Source organism: Nocardia sp. NPDC127579 (assembly GCF_042672005.1).
Lineage (GTDB): Bacteria > Actinomycetota > Actinomycetes > Mycobacteriales > Mycobacteriaceae > Nocardia.
On the sequence record NZ_JBHXVZ010000001.1, the window covers coordinates 1,586,620 to 1,601,104 of the forward strand.

15 protein-coding genes are annotated in these 14,485 nt (G+C 68.0%); 3 read left to right on the plus strand and 12 right to left on the minus strand.

Annotation, left to right across the window (positions count from 1 at the left end; translation table 11 throughout):
* Positions 1 to 42: 42 nt before the first annotated feature.
* The 4 genes from ACFVMC_RS06855 to ACFVMC_RS06870 form a co-directional block, all read right to left on the minus strand.
* The gene (locus ACFVMC_RS06855; protein ID WP_379207535.1) at positions 43 to 2,253 is read right to left on the minus strand and encodes a transglycosylase domain-containing protein; all 2,211 of its coding nucleotides are present in this window, start codon (positions 2,251 to 2,253) and stop codon (positions 43 to 45) included.
* 128 nt (positions 2,254 to 2,381) lie between these two features.
* Positions 2,382 to 3,251: a carbohydrate ABC transporter permease gene (locus ACFVMC_RS06860; RefSeq protein WP_379207536.1), complete on the minus strand. Its 870-nt coding sequence runs from the start codon at positions 3,249 to 3,251 to the stop codon at positions 2,382 to 2,384.
* Complete coding sequence (locus ACFVMC_RS06865) at positions 3,251 to 4,234, minus strand: carbohydrate ABC transporter permease (RefSeq protein ID WP_379207538.1); 984 nt, start codon at positions 4,232 to 4,234, stop codon at positions 3,251 to 3,253. The genes ACFVMC_RS06860 and ACFVMC_RS06865 overlap by 1 nt, the downstream gene beginning before the upstream one ends.
* Before the next feature lie 35 nt (positions 4,235 to 4,269).
* Positions 4,270 to 5,577 carry an ABC transporter substrate-binding protein gene (locus ACFVMC_RS06870; protein ID WP_379207539.1) on the minus strand — a complete coding sequence of 436 codons (1,308 nt, stop codon included), beginning with the start codon at positions 5,575 to 5,577 and terminating at the stop codon, positions 4,270 to 4,272.
* A gap of 162 nt (positions 5,578 to 5,739) precedes the next feature.
* Between ACFVMC_RS06870 and ACFVMC_RS06875 the strand changes: the two genes are divergently transcribed.
* Both ACFVMC_RS06875 and ACFVMC_RS06880 read left to right on the plus strand, forming a co-directional pair.
* Complete coding sequence (locus ACFVMC_RS06875) at positions 5,740 to 6,588, plus strand: DUF2786 domain-containing protein (RefSeq protein ID WP_379207541.1); 849 nt, start codon at positions 5,740 to 5,742, stop codon at positions 6,586 to 6,588.
* Positions 6,589 to 6,675: 87 nt separating this feature from the next.
* Entirely contained in the window at positions 6,676 to 7,188 is a 513-nt protein-coding gene (locus tag ACFVMC_RS06880; protein WP_379207542.1) for a TIGR04338 family metallohydrolase, read from the plus strand.
* Positions 7,189 to 7,296: 108 nt separating this feature from the next.
* On the opposite strand, the gene ACFVMC_RS06885 is transcribed toward ACFVMC_RS06880, so the two are convergent.
* Positions 7,297 to 8,256, minus strand: coding sequence for an o-succinylbenzoate synthase (locus tag ACFVMC_RS06885; protein ID WP_379207544.1), 960 nt, complete (start codon positions 8,254 to 8,256; stop codon positions 7,297 to 7,299).
* 130 nt (positions 8,257 to 8,386) lie between these two features.
* Here ACFVMC_RS06885 and ACFVMC_RS06890 point away from each other — a divergent pair, with 130 nt between their 5' ends.
* On the plus strand, positions 8,387 to 8,728 hold the full coding sequence (locus ACFVMC_RS06890; RefSeq protein ID WP_379207545.1) for a hypothetical protein: 342 nt from the start codon (positions 8,387 to 8,389) through the stop codon (positions 8,726 to 8,728).
* 10 nt (positions 8,729 to 8,738) lie between these two features.
* Here the strand turns inward: ACFVMC_RS06890 and ACFVMC_RS06895 are convergent, their stop codons facing one another.
* The 7 genes from ACFVMC_RS06895 to ACFVMC_RS06925 all read right to left on the minus strand — a co-directional run bounded on the left by ACFVMC_RS06895 (position 8,739) and on the right by ACFVMC_RS06925 (position 14,369).
* Complete coding sequence (locus tag ACFVMC_RS06895; protein WP_379207547.1) at positions 8,739 to 9,830, minus strand: ABC transporter ATP-binding protein; 1,092 nt, start codon at positions 9,828 to 9,830, stop codon at positions 8,739 to 8,741.
* Positions 9,831 to 9,932: 102 nt separating this feature from the next.
* Positions 9,933 to 10,370: a YdeI/OmpD-associated family protein gene (locus tag ACFVMC_RS06900; RefSeq protein WP_379207548.1), complete on the minus strand. Its 438-nt coding sequence runs from the start codon at positions 10,368 to 10,370 to the stop codon at positions 9,933 to 9,935.
* A 46-nt stretch (positions 10,371 to 10,416) separates the two neighbouring features.
* Positions 10,417 to 10,713, minus strand: a complete 297-nt coding sequence (locus ACFVMC_RS06905) for a hypothetical protein (RefSeq protein ID WP_379207550.1) — start codon at positions 10,711 to 10,713, stop codon at positions 10,417 to 10,419.
* A 79-nt stretch (positions 10,714 to 10,792) separates the two neighbouring features.
* Positions 10,793 to 12,586, minus strand: a complete 1,794-nt coding sequence (locus tag ACFVMC_RS06910; protein ID WP_379207551.1) for an ABC transporter substrate-binding protein/permease — start codon at positions 12,584 to 12,586, stop codon at positions 10,793 to 10,795.
* Between the two features lie 67 nt (positions 12,587 to 12,653).
* The gene (locus ACFVMC_RS06915; RefSeq protein WP_379207553.1) at positions 12,654 to 13,448 is read right to left on the minus strand and encodes an LLM class F420-dependent oxidoreductase; all 795 of its coding nucleotides are present in this window, start codon (positions 13,446 to 13,448) and stop codon (positions 12,654 to 12,656) included.
* Between the two features lie 112 nt (positions 13,449 to 13,560).
* Positions 13,561 to 13,980: a hypothetical protein gene (locus ACFVMC_RS06920; RefSeq protein WP_379207555.1), complete on the minus strand. Its 420-nt coding sequence runs from the start codon at positions 13,978 to 13,980 to the stop codon at positions 13,561 to 13,563.
* 32 nt (positions 13,981 to 14,012) lie between these two features.
* Entirely contained in the window at positions 14,013 to 14,369 is a 357-nt protein-coding gene (locus tag ACFVMC_RS06925) for a nuclear transport factor 2 family protein (protein WP_379207556.1), read from the minus strand.
* Positions 14,370 to 14,485 lie beyond the last annotated feature (116 nt).

Genomic DNA, 14,485 nt, shown 5'->3' on the forward strand with positions numbered 1-14,485 from the left:
TGCTAGGTCACAAGATCGACAAGACTGGCTGTGAAACAGCTGTCACCTGGGCACGGGAACGGAGAAACCGGGGAAAATCTCCACCTCCCCGCCGCCGGGCGCGGGCGGGAAGACGATGACCGGTCCGTGGTCCTGCTGTGGTTCCTGCTGCTGCGGGTCGAGAATGTCGTATGGACCCCCGGACGGTTTACCCGGAATCAGGGCCTGCGGTGCGGCCGGGGCGGCGGGGTCCGGGAACTGCTCCACGGGTGTGCCCGCGAGTGTGTTGTCCATCACCTGCTTCCAGATATCGGAGGGCAGGCCGGAGCCGTAGATATCGGCGCCGCGAGCGGTGCGGATCGGCTGCGACAGCTCGGTGCCGACCCAGACCGCCGTGGACAGCCCGGGGGTGAAGCCGATCATCCAGGCGTCCTTGTTCCAGTCGCTTTCCCCGAGCTGGGTGGTGCCGGTCTTGGCGCCGGAGGGGCGGCCCTCGGCCAGGGCATGGCCGTTGGAATAGGCGGCGATCGGCGCCATGGCCGCGATGGTGTTGTCGGCGATATGGCGCGGGATCCGTTGCTCGCCCTCCGGAAGTTGTTCCCCGACCCGGTTCGTGGGGTCGCGATCGAGCAGCACCCGGCCGTCGCCGGTGACCACCCGCTGCACGAAATAGGGGCGGTGGTAGACGCCCGAAGCGGCGATGGTCGCGTACGCCGACGCCATGTCGATCGGCCGAACGAGGTACTGGCCCAGCACGATTCCATTGAGCGGGCGGCCGTCGTCCTCGGTCAGTGTCTTGCCCGCGACACCGGGGATCTCCTCCGGGATACCGGCCTGGTGGGCGGCCGCGGCGATCGCGCCCGGGCCGTCGAACATGGTCATGGTCAGCCGGTAGAAGGTGGTGTTCAGCGACCGTTTCAGCGCCTCGGCGATGGTGCATTTGCCGCAGCTCTCACCGTCCACATTGGTGATCCTGGTGCCGCGGTCGGTGATCGGGGAGCTGTCGATCACCCGGTGCAGCGGAATGCTCTGCTGCTGCGCGGCGATGGTCGCGAAAACCTTGAAGGCCGAACCGGTTTGCAGCGGCGCCTGGGCGAAGTCGTAGCCGATGCCGTCGGCGCCGCCGTAGTAGGCACGCACCGCGCCCGAACGCGGATCGATCGACACCACCGCGCCGCGCAATTCGGGTGGCTGCCCGCCGAGCCGGTCGGCGATGGCGCCCAGCGCGGCCTGTTGCGCGCGGGCATCGATCGTGGTGGTGATCCGCAGGGCGCCGGTGTTCAGCTCCTGTTCGCTGATGCCCGAGGCACGCAGTTCCCGCAGCACCTGGGTGCGGATCAGGCCCTCGGGACCGCGCGCCTCGTCGACGGTGGGCAGTTCGGTGATCGGGAGGATGTCGGGGAACCGGGTGGCGTCTCGATCGCCGGGCGCCAGCACACCCATCTCGACCATGCCGTCGATCACGTACTGCCAGCGCGCTTTCAACTGCGGCAGATGCGATTCCGGGTCGAGCAGGGAGGGGGTGCGCAGCACGGCGGCCAGTACCGCGCCCTCGGCCCGGGACAGGTGCGCCGGTTCCCTGCCGAAGTAGGCCTTCGCCGCCGCGGCGATACCGTAGGCGCCGCGCCCGTAGTAGACGGTGTTGAGGTAGGCGGCGAGGATGTCGTCCTTGCTCCACTGCCGGGCCATCTTCGCGGCGATGATCAGTTCCCGCATCTTGCGGCTGACGGTGCGCTCGGAGCCGAGGAAAGCGTTCTTGACGTACTGCTGGGTGATGGTGGAGCCGCCGCCCGCGTTCTCCCGGCCGAGCAGATTGTCGCGGGTGGCGCGCAGGAAGCCCGAGGTGGAGTATCCGGCATTGGTGTAGAAGCTGCGGTCCTCGGCGGCGAGCACGGCGTCACGCACGTGCTGGGGCACCTGATCGAGCGGGACCGGTGTCCGATTGCCGTCCGGCGGAACGACTTCGGCGAGCACCGTGGAGCTGTCGGCGGCCAGGATGGTGGCGATCTGATTGGTCTGCACCGCGCTCGGGTCGGGGATCTCGGCACTCCAGTACGCCAGACCGGACAGCAGCGCGGGAACGCCGACGAACAGGATGAACAGCGCGAGCGCCAATCTGCGGGCGCGCTGGGCGCGGGTGCGGGGCGGGCGTTCGGCGGGCGGGGGCGCGGGGCGAACCGCGGGTGTGTCGCGCAGGGTGGGTTCGTCCCAGCCGGCGAGCGAGGCATAGGACGCAGGCTCCGCGCGCCTGCCGGTTTTCCTACGCACGAGCATCTCCTCCCGGAGCGTCGGTCGAGTTCACCCATGTGCCAGAAGCAACGTTCGGTAAAGCACACCTGACGCTTCGAGACTAGCGCGCCTGGATTGTGTCGGGATGCTATCACCGCATCCCGACACGGTCCCTAGCTCTTGACACCGCCCGCGGTCAGTCCGGAGATGATGCGGCGCTGGAAGATCAGCACCATGGTCACCAGCGGAATGGTGACGATGGTGCCCGCGGCCATGATCGCCGCGTACGGCGGCACCACCGGGTTGTTGCCGGAGAAGCGCGCGATCGCCACCGTCACCGGTTCGGTCGAACCGCTGGAAAGCAAACGGGCCAGCAGATATTCGTTGACCGCGGCGATGAACGCCAGGATCGCGGTGGTGAACACCGCCGGCGCCGCCAGCGGCAGCATGACCAGCCGGAACGCCTGCAACTTGCTGGCGCCGTCGATCCGGGCCGCTTCCTCGAGCTCCCAGGGGAGTTCGGTGAAGAACGAGGCCAGGATGTAGACCGTCATCGGCAGCACGAACGAGATGTTCGGGATGATCATCGCCTGGTACTCACCGATCCAGCCGATATTGGTGAACAGCTGGAACAGCGGGGTCACCAGCACGACCACCGGGAACATCGACGCGGACAGGATCAGCCCCGACACCAGGTACTTGCCGCGGAAGGTCAGCCGGGCCAGCGCGTAGGCCGCGAAGATGCCGATGATCAGCGCGAGCACCGTGGTGATCGACCCGATGACGAAACTGTTGATCAGCGCCCTGCCGAAATCGTTGCCACGCGAGGTGTCGAAGGCATTGCGGAAGTTTTCCATGGTCAGATGCGTCGGCCACGGAGTGTTGTCGAAGGTGTAGTCCGGATCGCGGAACGCGGTGACCGCCATCCAGTAGAACGGGCCCAGGCCCCACACCAGGATGATCAGCACACCGAAGTACAGCCGGGGTGTGCGCAGCCGCCGGGTCCAGGACGGCGCGGCCGGGTTCTTTGTCGCGACGGCCATCAGCGCACCGCCCCTTCTCGCTGGGCTTCCTGAGTGCGAACGGCGTTGGCGCCCAGCACCTTCACGAGCAGGAACGCGACCGCGAAGATGAGCAGGAAGGTGATGGTGGACAGCGCGGCGGCACTGTTGGGGCCCTGCCGGAACTGGTCGACCACCAGGATCGAAGCGGTCCGGGTGTTCGGGTTGCCCTGGGTCATGATCGCGGGCAGGTCGAACATGCGCAGCGCGTCCATGGTGCGGAACAGCACCGCGACCAGCAGCGCGGGCTTGAGCAGAGGCAGCGTGATCTGGGTGAACCGCTGCCAGGCCGACGCGCCGTCGACCTTGGCGGCCTCGTACACATCGCCGGGGATGACCTGGAGACCGGCCAGCAGCAGCAGCGCCATGAACGGCGTGGTCTTCCAGACATCGGCGGCGATCACCGCGAACCGCGAGAACCACGGGTCGGTGGTCCAGAGGATGTGCGTGCCGAACACCCGGTTCACCACACCGTCGTACTGGAACATGAACTCCCACAGCCGCGCTGTGACGGCGGTGGGTATGGCCCACGGGATCAGCACCGCGGCGCGCAGCAGCGCGCGACCGGTGAAGCTCTTGCCCATCACCATCGCCATGCCGAGGCCGATGGTGGCCTCCAGCGCGACGGTGACGACGGTGAAGAACAGGGTGACGCCGATCGCCAGCCAGAACTGCGAGCCCAGATTGCCGGTCGGGCAGGCGATCGTCTCACCGGTGGGCAGCGTGCACTGCTGCAACAGCCAGTGCGTGTAGTTGGCGAACCCGGCGTTGCCGCCCTCGACGAACATGCCGGTCGCCGGGTCGAGCCCGGCGTCCTTCTGGAACGACATGTAGATCGCGCGGAACACCGGATATCCGATGACCACAGCCAGTGCCACCAGCACCGGCGCGACGAACAGCCACGGCTTACCGCTCTCGCGGAGGCTGAAACGCTTGCGTGTAGCCGTTCCAGAAGGATCCGACACCGTTTATCTCTCTCCTACGGGTGGGTCCGGGTCCGCTACGAGCCGGCCGACTCGATGCCCTTCTGCATGCCCACGATCGCGTCGTCCACGGACTTCTCGCCGCGCAGCGCGGCGGCGGCGTTCTCCTGGATCGCCTTCGAGACCGCCGGGTAGAACGGGGTGACCGGGCGCGGCACGGCGCTGGCGATCGAGTCCTTGAGGGCGGGCAGGTACGGCATCTTCGCGATCAGCGCCGGGTCGTCGTACATCGAGGCGCGCACCGACGGCAGCGAGCTCGCCGCCACCAGCTGCTGTGCCTCTTCGCTGATCAGGTAGCGCAGGAAGTCCAGCGCGGTGGCCTTGTTCTTGGAGAACGCGCTGATCGCCGCGTTGTAGCCGCCCAGGGTGGAGGCGCCGACGCCGGTCTCACCGGGCAGCGGGGCGACGGCGAACTTGTCCTTGACCGAGGAGCCCTCGGACTTGAGGTCGCCGAAGGTGGACGGCCAGCCGCGCAGGAACATCAGCTTGCCGGACTGGAAGGCGTTGGCCGACTCCGGCTCCTTGAAGGTGATGGCCTCCTTGGGGATATCGCCGTTGTTGTAGGCGTCCACCAGGGTGGTCAGGCCCTTGCGGGCCTGCGGGCTGTTCACTGTCGGGGTCTTGCCATCGGGGCCGACGAAGGTGCCGCCGAAGCCGTTGATCACCTCGGAGGTGTTCACGGTCAGGCCCTCGTAGGTCGCGAATTGACCGGCGTAGCAGCCGATGCTCTGCTCCTTGGCGACCGGGCACTGGCTGAGCAGCTCGGTCCAGGTCTTGGGGGGATTCGGGACCAGGTCGGTGCGGTAGAACAGCAGGCCGCCGTTGGTGTTCCGCGGCGCCGCGTAGAGGGTGTTGTTGTAGGTCGCGCTGGCCACGGGCGGGGACAGCAGCGTGGAGGTGTCGATGGCGAAGGTGTCCTTGAGCGGCTGCAGGTAGCCCTTCGCGGCGAACTCGGCGGTCCACGGCACGTCCAGGGCGACCACGTCGTAGTCCGCCGACTTCGAGCGCATGTGCTCGATCAGGTCGTCGTACTGCTGCGAGGCGTCGTTGGACTGCTCCTTGAACGTCACCTGCTCGGTCGGGTGCGAGGCGTTCCAGCGCTCGATCAGCTGCTTGACCACGCCGGTGTCGGTGGTGTCTTTGCCTTCGACATAGGTGATCGGGCCGCGACCGGTGAGGTTCTGGCTGGTCGGGTTGGTACCGCTGTCGTTGGAGCAGGCGCTGGCGAATGTGGCGGTGAGCAGCGCGCACGCGGAGAGCGCGACGGCGGCCCGCGGCACGAGTGACGAACGCCGGGCGGTCGGCGCATCCTTCTTTATAGCCATCGCGTTCACTCCAGGTTCAGATCGTGAGCGGCGGCACAGACTGCCGCTTGCACAAGGCAAGATACATGGTGTGCGCGAAGGCCGCCCCGGTTGTGTCGCTTTCCTGTGCTCGGTCCCAGGCCACGGATCGGCGAGCGGGCCGCTCTCCTACGATTACAGGCGATGACTGTGCCGAATGGGGTTCCCGACCGGATGCTGACCCGCATCGGGGGATTGCTGCGGCAGGCCGAATCCACCGACAACGCGCACGAGGCCGAGGCGTTCCTGGCCGCGGCGCAGCGGCTGGCCACTCGCTCCTCGATCGATCTGGCGGTGGCGCGGGCGCATGTGCGCGGGCGTGAGCGCAGGCCGGCGCCGGTGCAGCGGGTCATCCCGATCGGCGCGGTCGGCAAGAAGGGGTTGCGCACCTATGTGCAGTTGTTCGTCGCGATCGCGCACGCCAACGATGTGCGCTGCGATGTTGCCCGTACCTCGACGCAGGTGTACGCCTACGGTTTCGACGCCGATATCGACACCTGTGAGGCGCTCTACGCGAGTCTGCTGATCCAGATGGTGCGTGCCTCGGACCATTACATCAAGTCGGGTGCGTACCGGTCGGCGACCGTGGAGAAGGTGGTCGACGAGCAGCGCTGGGGGCGCACGGTGCGGCGGCGGGTGCAGGCGCCGGTGGCGGCGGTGACCGCCCGGTTGAACTTCCAGATGGCCTTCGCGGCGCGGGTCGGGCGGCGGCTCGCGGTGGTGAAACAGGAGGTCGAGACGGCGGCGGTCGCGCCGTCGGAGACCGCGGCCGGCACCGCGCTCGCCTTACGGGACAAGGAGATCGAGTTGGTCGACTTCTATGCGAAGACCTCCGAGGCCCGCGGCACCTGGCGCGGTCCGCAGGTCTCGGCGGGCCATTCGGCGGCGGCACGGCGGGCCGGGGATCGAGCGGGGAAGGCCGCGCGACTGGGGAATTCGCCCGAACTGGGTGCGCCCCGCGGCGAGTTGACCCAGCGTGAGGACGCGGAGTGAACCCTGTGGACGGGTGTGGATGGATTTCGCACCGGCGAATTGTGGACAATTGATACACGGTGATCCGACGGGGCGGGATGCGGTGCGATGAGTGTGCGCGACAGTCAGCGGGCCCGGGTGTACGACGCCGAACAGCTGGTACGCGGCGTCTTCGACCGCGCCGACGAATTCGGCAGCCGCACCGTCGATCTGTACGGATCGCAGCTCACGCTGCCGATCGAACGTCGTTTCGCCTCGGTGGCCTCGGTACAGGCTTATGCTGACAGGGTGCTCGCGCTCAATTGGGTTCGGGCGCAATGGGATAGGGCCTCGATCCCGGTGCGGGTCCGGTCGCGTGCCGGAGCGACCGCTGCCCATTACGAGGCGGCCGACGCGGTCCTGGCGGTACCTTTGCACACCGGCGGGACCGCGTGGGCTCTCCGGGAACTCGTCGTGCTGCACGAACTCGCCCACCATCTGGAGTCGGCGACTGACGATCTCGCCCCGCACGGCCCCGAATTCTGTTCGTGCTACCTGGAATTGGTCGACGGCGTGATCGGACCGGAGGCGGCGCTGCTGCTGCGGGCCACGCTGTTGAACTGCGGTGTGCGGCTGAACTGACGGCGCGGTGCGCGGAATCTGACAGCGTGCGGGGCCGACGCCATGTGGGGGCGAGATGTCGGCGCGCGCCATACGAAGCGAATGGGGCAGGCAGTCGTGGTGCCCGCGTCAGGCGGGCAGCAGGCGACGAACACGGTTGAAGCGGTCGTGCCACCACGACGTTCGAGCAGGGTCAGGGTGCCGGTAGCGCTCGAGCAGGGCGGGATCCGGGGTCGGCGGGGTGCTGGGGACCGGAAGGTAGCCGTCCACCGGGCGCAGCGATTCGGTGACGACATCGCCGTCGAACAGCGCGGTGGTGCCGAGGCCGCAGGCGAAGTCGAGTTCGGGCAGCGCACCGGCCAGGGCCAGTTGGGCCGCCAGTCCCACACTGGTCTCCAAGGCCGAGGACACCACGCAGGGGAGCGCGGCCGCTTCCGCGACTTCCAGCGCCCGCTGCACCCCGCCCAGCGGCGTGCATTTGAGGATCGCGATATCCGCCGCGCCCGCGACCGCTACTCGCAGCGGGTCCGCGGCCCGGCGGATGGACTCGTCGGCCGCGATCCGCACGTCGACCTTGCGGCGCACCGCGGCCAGCTCCTCGAGCGTGCGGCAGGGTTGTTCGACGTACTGCAAACCGGCTGCGGCCCGGTCGAGTTCGGCGATGGCGGTGATCGCCGTATCCACATCCCACACCGCGTTGGCATCCACCCGGATCGCGCCCTGCGCGCCGAGCGCGTCGCGCACCGCCTCGACCCGGGCCAGGTCCTCGGCGAGCGAATCCGGGTGGTCGGCCACCTTCACCTTGGCAGTGCCACAACCGGATTCGGCCACGACCCGATAGGCCCGCTCCGGATCCACCGCGGGCACAATGCAATTGACCGGAATCCGGTCGCGCACCGGCTCCGGCCACCCGAGCGCGCTCTGTTCGAGCGCCGTCGCCAGCCACCCGGCCGCCTCCCGGTCGTCGTACTCCGGGAACGGGCAGAATTCGCCCCAGCCCAGCGGCCCCGGAATCAGCATCCCCTCACGCACGGTGATGCCCCGGAACCGCGTCCGCAACGGGATCGCGTACACCACGGGTTCGGTCACCCCGTCACCCTACGCACCCGGTGCGGCGGGATCGCGGAATCTCGAGTCCACTGGACGGCTCGGCCGTGACGTTGCGCACCTGAGTAAAAACCCCGTGCCCGCACCGGTAGCGGATTGCCATGATGGGTGCATGTCCTACCGGTATCAGGAAGCACAGCAGCATCAGCGGCAATCGAGAACCTGGGACGCGACCGTGAGCAGACTGCTGTTCACGGTCGCGGCCATCCTCGGTGGAGCCGCCCTGCTGTACGCGACCTTCGCGCTGGTCGTCACCTATATCCGAGGCGACGGGATCGCGATCGCGGAAGTCCTTGCCGCCCTGGCGGTCTGCTGGGTCGGCATCGGGCTGATCCTGGCCGTGCCCCGGATCATGGGGCGCCGGGCGCGCGAACAGGGCCGTTCCAGCGTGATCTGGGCGGGCGGCTCGGTGCTGCTGGTGTTGGCGTCGATCTCGATGTTCATCGCGGTCTGAGCCGCGAACCTCAGTTCAGGCGACGACCGTCGTCGGCGGAGAAGAAGTAGGTGTGCTCCGGCGTGGTGGCCAGCGTGAGCCGGGTGCCCTTGGCCGGCGGGTTACGCCAATCCGCCCGCGCCACAATGATCTCGCCCGCGCCGTTCGACTCACCGTCGGCCAGCGTGCGGCCGTAGATGTAGGCGTCGGAGCCGAGTTCCTCGACCACGTCGACCTCCATCTCGATGCCCTTGCTCAGGCCGCCGCCGATCTCGAGGTGCTCGGGACGGATACCCATCACCACCGATCCCTCGGCCGCGTCGACCACCGAGCGCGGCACCGCCAGCGCGTGGCCGCCCAGTGTCACCGAACCGTTCTGCACCGGCAGCGTGAACATGTTCATGGCCGGCGAGCCCATGAATCCGGCGACGAACGCGTTCGCCGGATCCCGGTACAGGTCACGAGGAGTGGCGCACTGCTGGAGCAGGCCGTCCTTGAGCACCGCGACCCGGTCGCCCATGGTCATGGCCTCGACCTGGTCGTGGGTGACGTAGACGGTGGTGGTGCCGAGACGACGCTGTAGCTGCGCGATCTGGGTGCGGGTCTGCACGCGCAGCTTCGCGTCCAGGTTCGACAGCGGCTCGTCCATCAGGAACACCTGCGGCTGCCGCACGATCGCCCGGCCCATCGCCACCCGCTGGCGCTGACCACCGGACAGGGCCTTGGGCTTGCGATCCAGGTAGGGCTCCAGATCCAGCAGCTTCGCGGCCTCGAGTACCCGCCGGTCCTTCTCCGCCTTGGCGACCTTGGCGAGCTTGAGCGCGAAGCCCATGTTCTCCGCGACGGTCATATGCGGGTAGAGCGCGTAGTTCTGGAACACCATGGCGATATCGCGTTCCTTGGGTTCGGCGTGCGTGACGTCGTTGGCGCCGATCAGGATGCGCCCGCCGTTGACCTCCTCGAGGCCCGCCAGCATCCGCAGCGACGTGGATTTGCCGCAGCCGGAGGGGCCGACCAGGACCAGGAATTCGCCGTCGGCGATCTCCAGGTTCAACTGGTCGACGGCCGGTTTGCCCGAGCCCGGGTAGAGCCGGGTCGCGTTGTCGAAGGTCACTGTAGCCATGCTGAATCCATCCCATTCACCGGCAGGAACGTGCCGGACGATCCGAGTAAAGGGTTTCTCGCCATCACCTTAGCCTCAGCGGCTGGGATGAGCACGGCAGCTTTACGCGCTCAGCGCCTCGACGATCTTGTCGATCCGCCTGGCGCGTGTGTCGGCTCGCTTGGCCTCGGTCACGGACCGGACTTGTTCGCGGCGGCGGGAATAGGATTGCCCGTCGAATCCCGCGCGGAGTCCGACGGCGGCGAGTGCCGCGGCCAGGTCATCGGGTACCGCCACGGTCCGCTCGGCGGTATCGCGTTCGACCGTGACCGCGACCGTTTCACCGGCCTGCTTGCCGATCGTCGCGCGGATGGATTTCAGCAGGCCGATGCACGGACCCTCGCCCATGGAGACGATCGATCCGGTGTAGCCGGCACCGTCGAAGGTAGCCCGCACCGGGATCCGCCCGCCGCCGCCGAGAGCCGCCACCACCTCATCGGGCACGCATACGTAGGCGCCGCCGCCCGCGGCGGACTCGATCGTGGCCTCGAATCGTTGCATGACCCGCATGCTAGTTCGCACCCCGACGGGGCGACGGCCGGTTCGGTCAGTGGTCGTCGTAGTGATCGCCGTGGATGGCGTGCCGGTGACCGTCGTGCAGGTAGTCGACATGGTCGCCGTGCTGGACGGCGTCGTGGCCGCAGTCGGGGCCGTGGATGTGGGCATGGTTGTCGCAGGGCTGGTGGCCGGTGGGCTCGCACTCGTCGTAGTGGCCGTCGTGGGCGCGGTGCAGGTGACCGTCGTGCGCGTAGTCGATGTGGTCGCCGTGCTGGACGGCGGTGTGGCCGCAGTCGGGTCCGTGGACGTGGTCGTGCGCGGTGTGCTCGAGGTGTGCTGTGGTCATCAGAATCTCCCTCTCCCGGTACGCGAATCGATCCGTTCTGTTGCCCGGGTCACATTAGTGGATGCGCATCAATGGGTGCTCAGCGGCCCTCGGTGACGGTGGCCCGCTCCAGGGAGTCGATGGTGCGGCCGGTCTTGGGCCGGGCCTGGCGCATCCGGCGGTCGAGGTAGTTGACCAGATGGGTCAGCGGGATGGTGAGCAGCAGATACACCAGGCCCGCGGCGACCAGCGGCGACAGGTTTCCGGTCTGCGCGTTGAGATCGCGGCCGACGGCGAACAGCTCGCGCTGGGTAGCGAGCAGACCGAGGAAATAGATCAGCGAGGAGTCCTTGATCAGCGCGATGAACTGGTTCATCAACGCGGGCAGCACTTTTCGCACACCCTGCGGAATAATGACCAGGCGCATCGCCTGGCGGTAGCTGAGGCCGAGTGCGGCGGCCGCCTCGCGCTGACCGGTATCCACCGATTGGATACCCGATCGGAAGATCTCGCCGATATAGGCCGAGGCCAGCAGGGCCAGGGCCAGCGCGCCGAGCCAGTACGGATTGTTCCCGGTCAGCGTCCGGCTGACCGGGCCGAGACCGAGCCCGATCAGCAGGATGATCACCACGGCGGGCAGGCCGCGGAAGATATCGGTGTAGACCCGCGCGGGCCAGCGCAGCCAGCGGGTGCGCGAAATGCCCGCCACGGCCAGCAGCATGCCGAGAACGCAGCCGAGCACACCCGAAACCACGGCCAGGATCAGGGTATTCGGCAGACCGGTCTTGATCAGGTCGGGAAAGGCCTTGCGGTACAGCGACCAGTCGAAGAACGTTTCCCGCAGCTGCTGCACCGTCGACTTGGGGGCGGCGGGCCCGGTGGTCTTCTCGTCGGCGTGCTCGGCCGCGATCGCCGCGAAGTCCGGAAGTTGCGGCGCGGGAGCGGCTTTGGAGCCCGGCTTCCAGCCGGGCGGGAACTGGCGCGGCACCCAGTCGGTGTAGAGCCGGGCGTAGGTGCCGTCCGCGATCACCGCGTCCAGTCCGCTGTTCAGCGCGTCGATCAGCGGCTGATTGGTCTTGCCGACCGCCCACGCCGCGAAATTGTCCAGGCTGTAGGCATTCTGGACGACGGAGGTGCCGTCACCGGCTTTGATCGCCCCGTCGGCCTGCGCGGACGGCGCCACCCAGGCATCCACCTGACCGGATTTCAGATTGGCGTAGGCGGTGTTGTAATCGGGGAACTTCACCGGGTCCAGGTGCAGTGTGTTGATCACGTAGTCGTCCTGCACGGTGCCCTGCACGACGGCGATCCGCTTGCCCGCGTTCAGATCCGAGAACGCGCTGATCCCGCTGCCGTCGCGCACGACGAGCGCGAAGTAACCGAAGTCGTAGCCATTGGTGAATCCGACTAGCTCGCGGCGCGCGGCCGTGGTGGTGATGTTCGAGGAGCCGACATCGAAGCGCTTACCCGCCACCTGGGCCAGCAGGCCCGCGAACTCGGTGCCCGAGAACTGCACGCGCAGCCCGAGCTTCGCGGCGACGGCTTCGAGCAGGAGATTGTCGAACCCGGTGAACTGCCCCTCGGAGTTGACGCAGATGCTGGGCGGCGCGTCCGACAGGGTGCCGACACTGAGCACGCCGGGGGTGATCAACCCGAGCTTGCTCACGTCCACCGAGTCGAGCGGCGCGGTCGACTCGGTGGTGTAGCGGTCGGGTCCGGCGGCCTCGGAGGAGGCCAGGTTGCCCGGCGCCGCCGAGGCGGAGTTCACCCCGGGGGGTGCGCACAGATCCGTGCCGGATTCCGTGCCGGACGCGCAGCCTGTTGCCACGAAACCGACAGCGAGCAACATCACGGCGATCAACGCCCGGAACCTCACGACACGCAGGCTGGCCATGACCGACCAGCCTATCGGTGGCCAGCGCGAATACCCAGTTACATCAGTGAGGGTCGCGCCACGTGGTTCAGGCCAGGCCGCTGAGCGCCTCCGGATTCACCTCGTCCCGCCAGCGCAGGGCACGCTCCACCTCGGACAGGTCGTAGTCCGGTCCGTTGACGCCCACCGTGAACAGGGTGACCCCTTCGGCCCGCAGACCGGGCGCGTCGGCCACGCCCGGCCACTGCACCGACCGCTCGATCGCGGCGGATTCGCGTCCGACGGCCGCGCAGTGCTCGCCGAGGATGGCGTTCTTGCGGGCCAGCACGGTGGCGTCGGCGAAGCTGTGCCAGATATCGGCGTACTCGGCCACCAGGCGCAGCGTCTTCTTCTCCCCGCCACCGCCGATCAGGATCGGGATCTGCCGGGTCGGCGGCGGGTTCAGCTGCCGCAGCCGGGCGTCGATCCGCGCCATCGAGTCCTTCAGCAGGGCCAATCGGGTTCCGGGAGTTCCGAATTCGTAGCCGTACTGGTCGTAGTCCTTCTGGAACCAGCCCGCGCCGATCCCCAGGATCAGCCGACCGTCGCTGACATGGTCGACGGTGCGCGCCATATCGGCCAGCAGATCCGGATTGCGATAACCGCCGCCGGTGACCAGCGCGCCGATCTCCACCCGCTCGGTCTGCTCGGCCCAGGCGCCGAGCATGGTCCAGCACTCGAAATGCGCCCCCTCCGGATCACCGGTCAGGGGATAGAAGTGGTCCCAGTTGAAGACGATGTCCACACCCAGGTCCTCCGCGCGCAGCACCGCGTCGCGGATCGATCCGTACTTGGCCGAATGCTGCGGTTGCAGCTGGATACCGATACGCACGGGCTTGCTCATCCGAGGCTCCTCACGTCGTCCCGGGACGAGGCTACCGATCACGAGCGGACTCCGCCCGTACCCGACACCCGAGAACGCGGCACCGGAGTACCGGTACCGCGTCGCGGAAGGATCAGGCTGCCTTGCGGATGCCCAGGTATTGGAGGGCGGCGAAGGCGCCGACGGTGGCGGCCTGCATGACGGTCCAGACGGAGCCGGCCAGGTTCAGCTCGAGCGTGCCGGTCAGCAGGGCGATCAGGCTGAGCGCCACCCAGGCGGCGTTCACGAGGACCGCGCCGTGAGCGGCCGAGGTGTTGGGCGTCGCGGGGACGCCGATCAGGCCGACGGCGATGCCGTAGAGGGTGAGGAAGATGCCGATCGGGATGCCGAGGCCGCGATCCAGGCCGAGCAGGGATTCCAGTGGGCCCGAAAGTGCCAGGTAGGCAAGCCCGTTCGCGGTGGTGACGACCGAATCCAGGCGCAGCGACAGGCGCAGCAGCTTGGGGCCGGGGGCCATGAGATCCGACATCGGGGTGGGTGCGGTGGTGGTCATGGTGGTGCTCTTTCTCGTCTAGGCAAGGAGGGTCAGGCGGCGGCGGGGACTTTGTCGAGGAAGCCGTAGACCTTGGCGACCTTCCCGTCCTCGACGATCGCGACATCGAAGCCGATCACGACGGCGGGGCCGTCGGCCGGACCCAGATCCCAGGTGAAGCGGACCTGATCGTGGTGGGCGTCGACCGGACCGCCGAGACGGAAGGTCCAGCCGGGGAACTGGGTCTGCACACCGGCGATCACCGCGTCGAGACCGGCGCGGCCCGCGACGTCGACCATCGGATCGACGTAGGTCGCGTCCGCGGTGAAGACCCGGGCGACGGCTGCCTTGCGGGCATCGGCGTCGGTGGTGTTCCAGGCTTCCAGGTACTGGGCGACGAGCTCGTTCATGGTGTCCTCCATAGGGTCTGAGCTGGTAGTTCTCGCTCTGTCTTGCTGACGAGAACTACGTTATGGCTCGGGGAGGGTGCGCCGAATCAGTCGCCTATAAGTACTTTCCGCGCTCG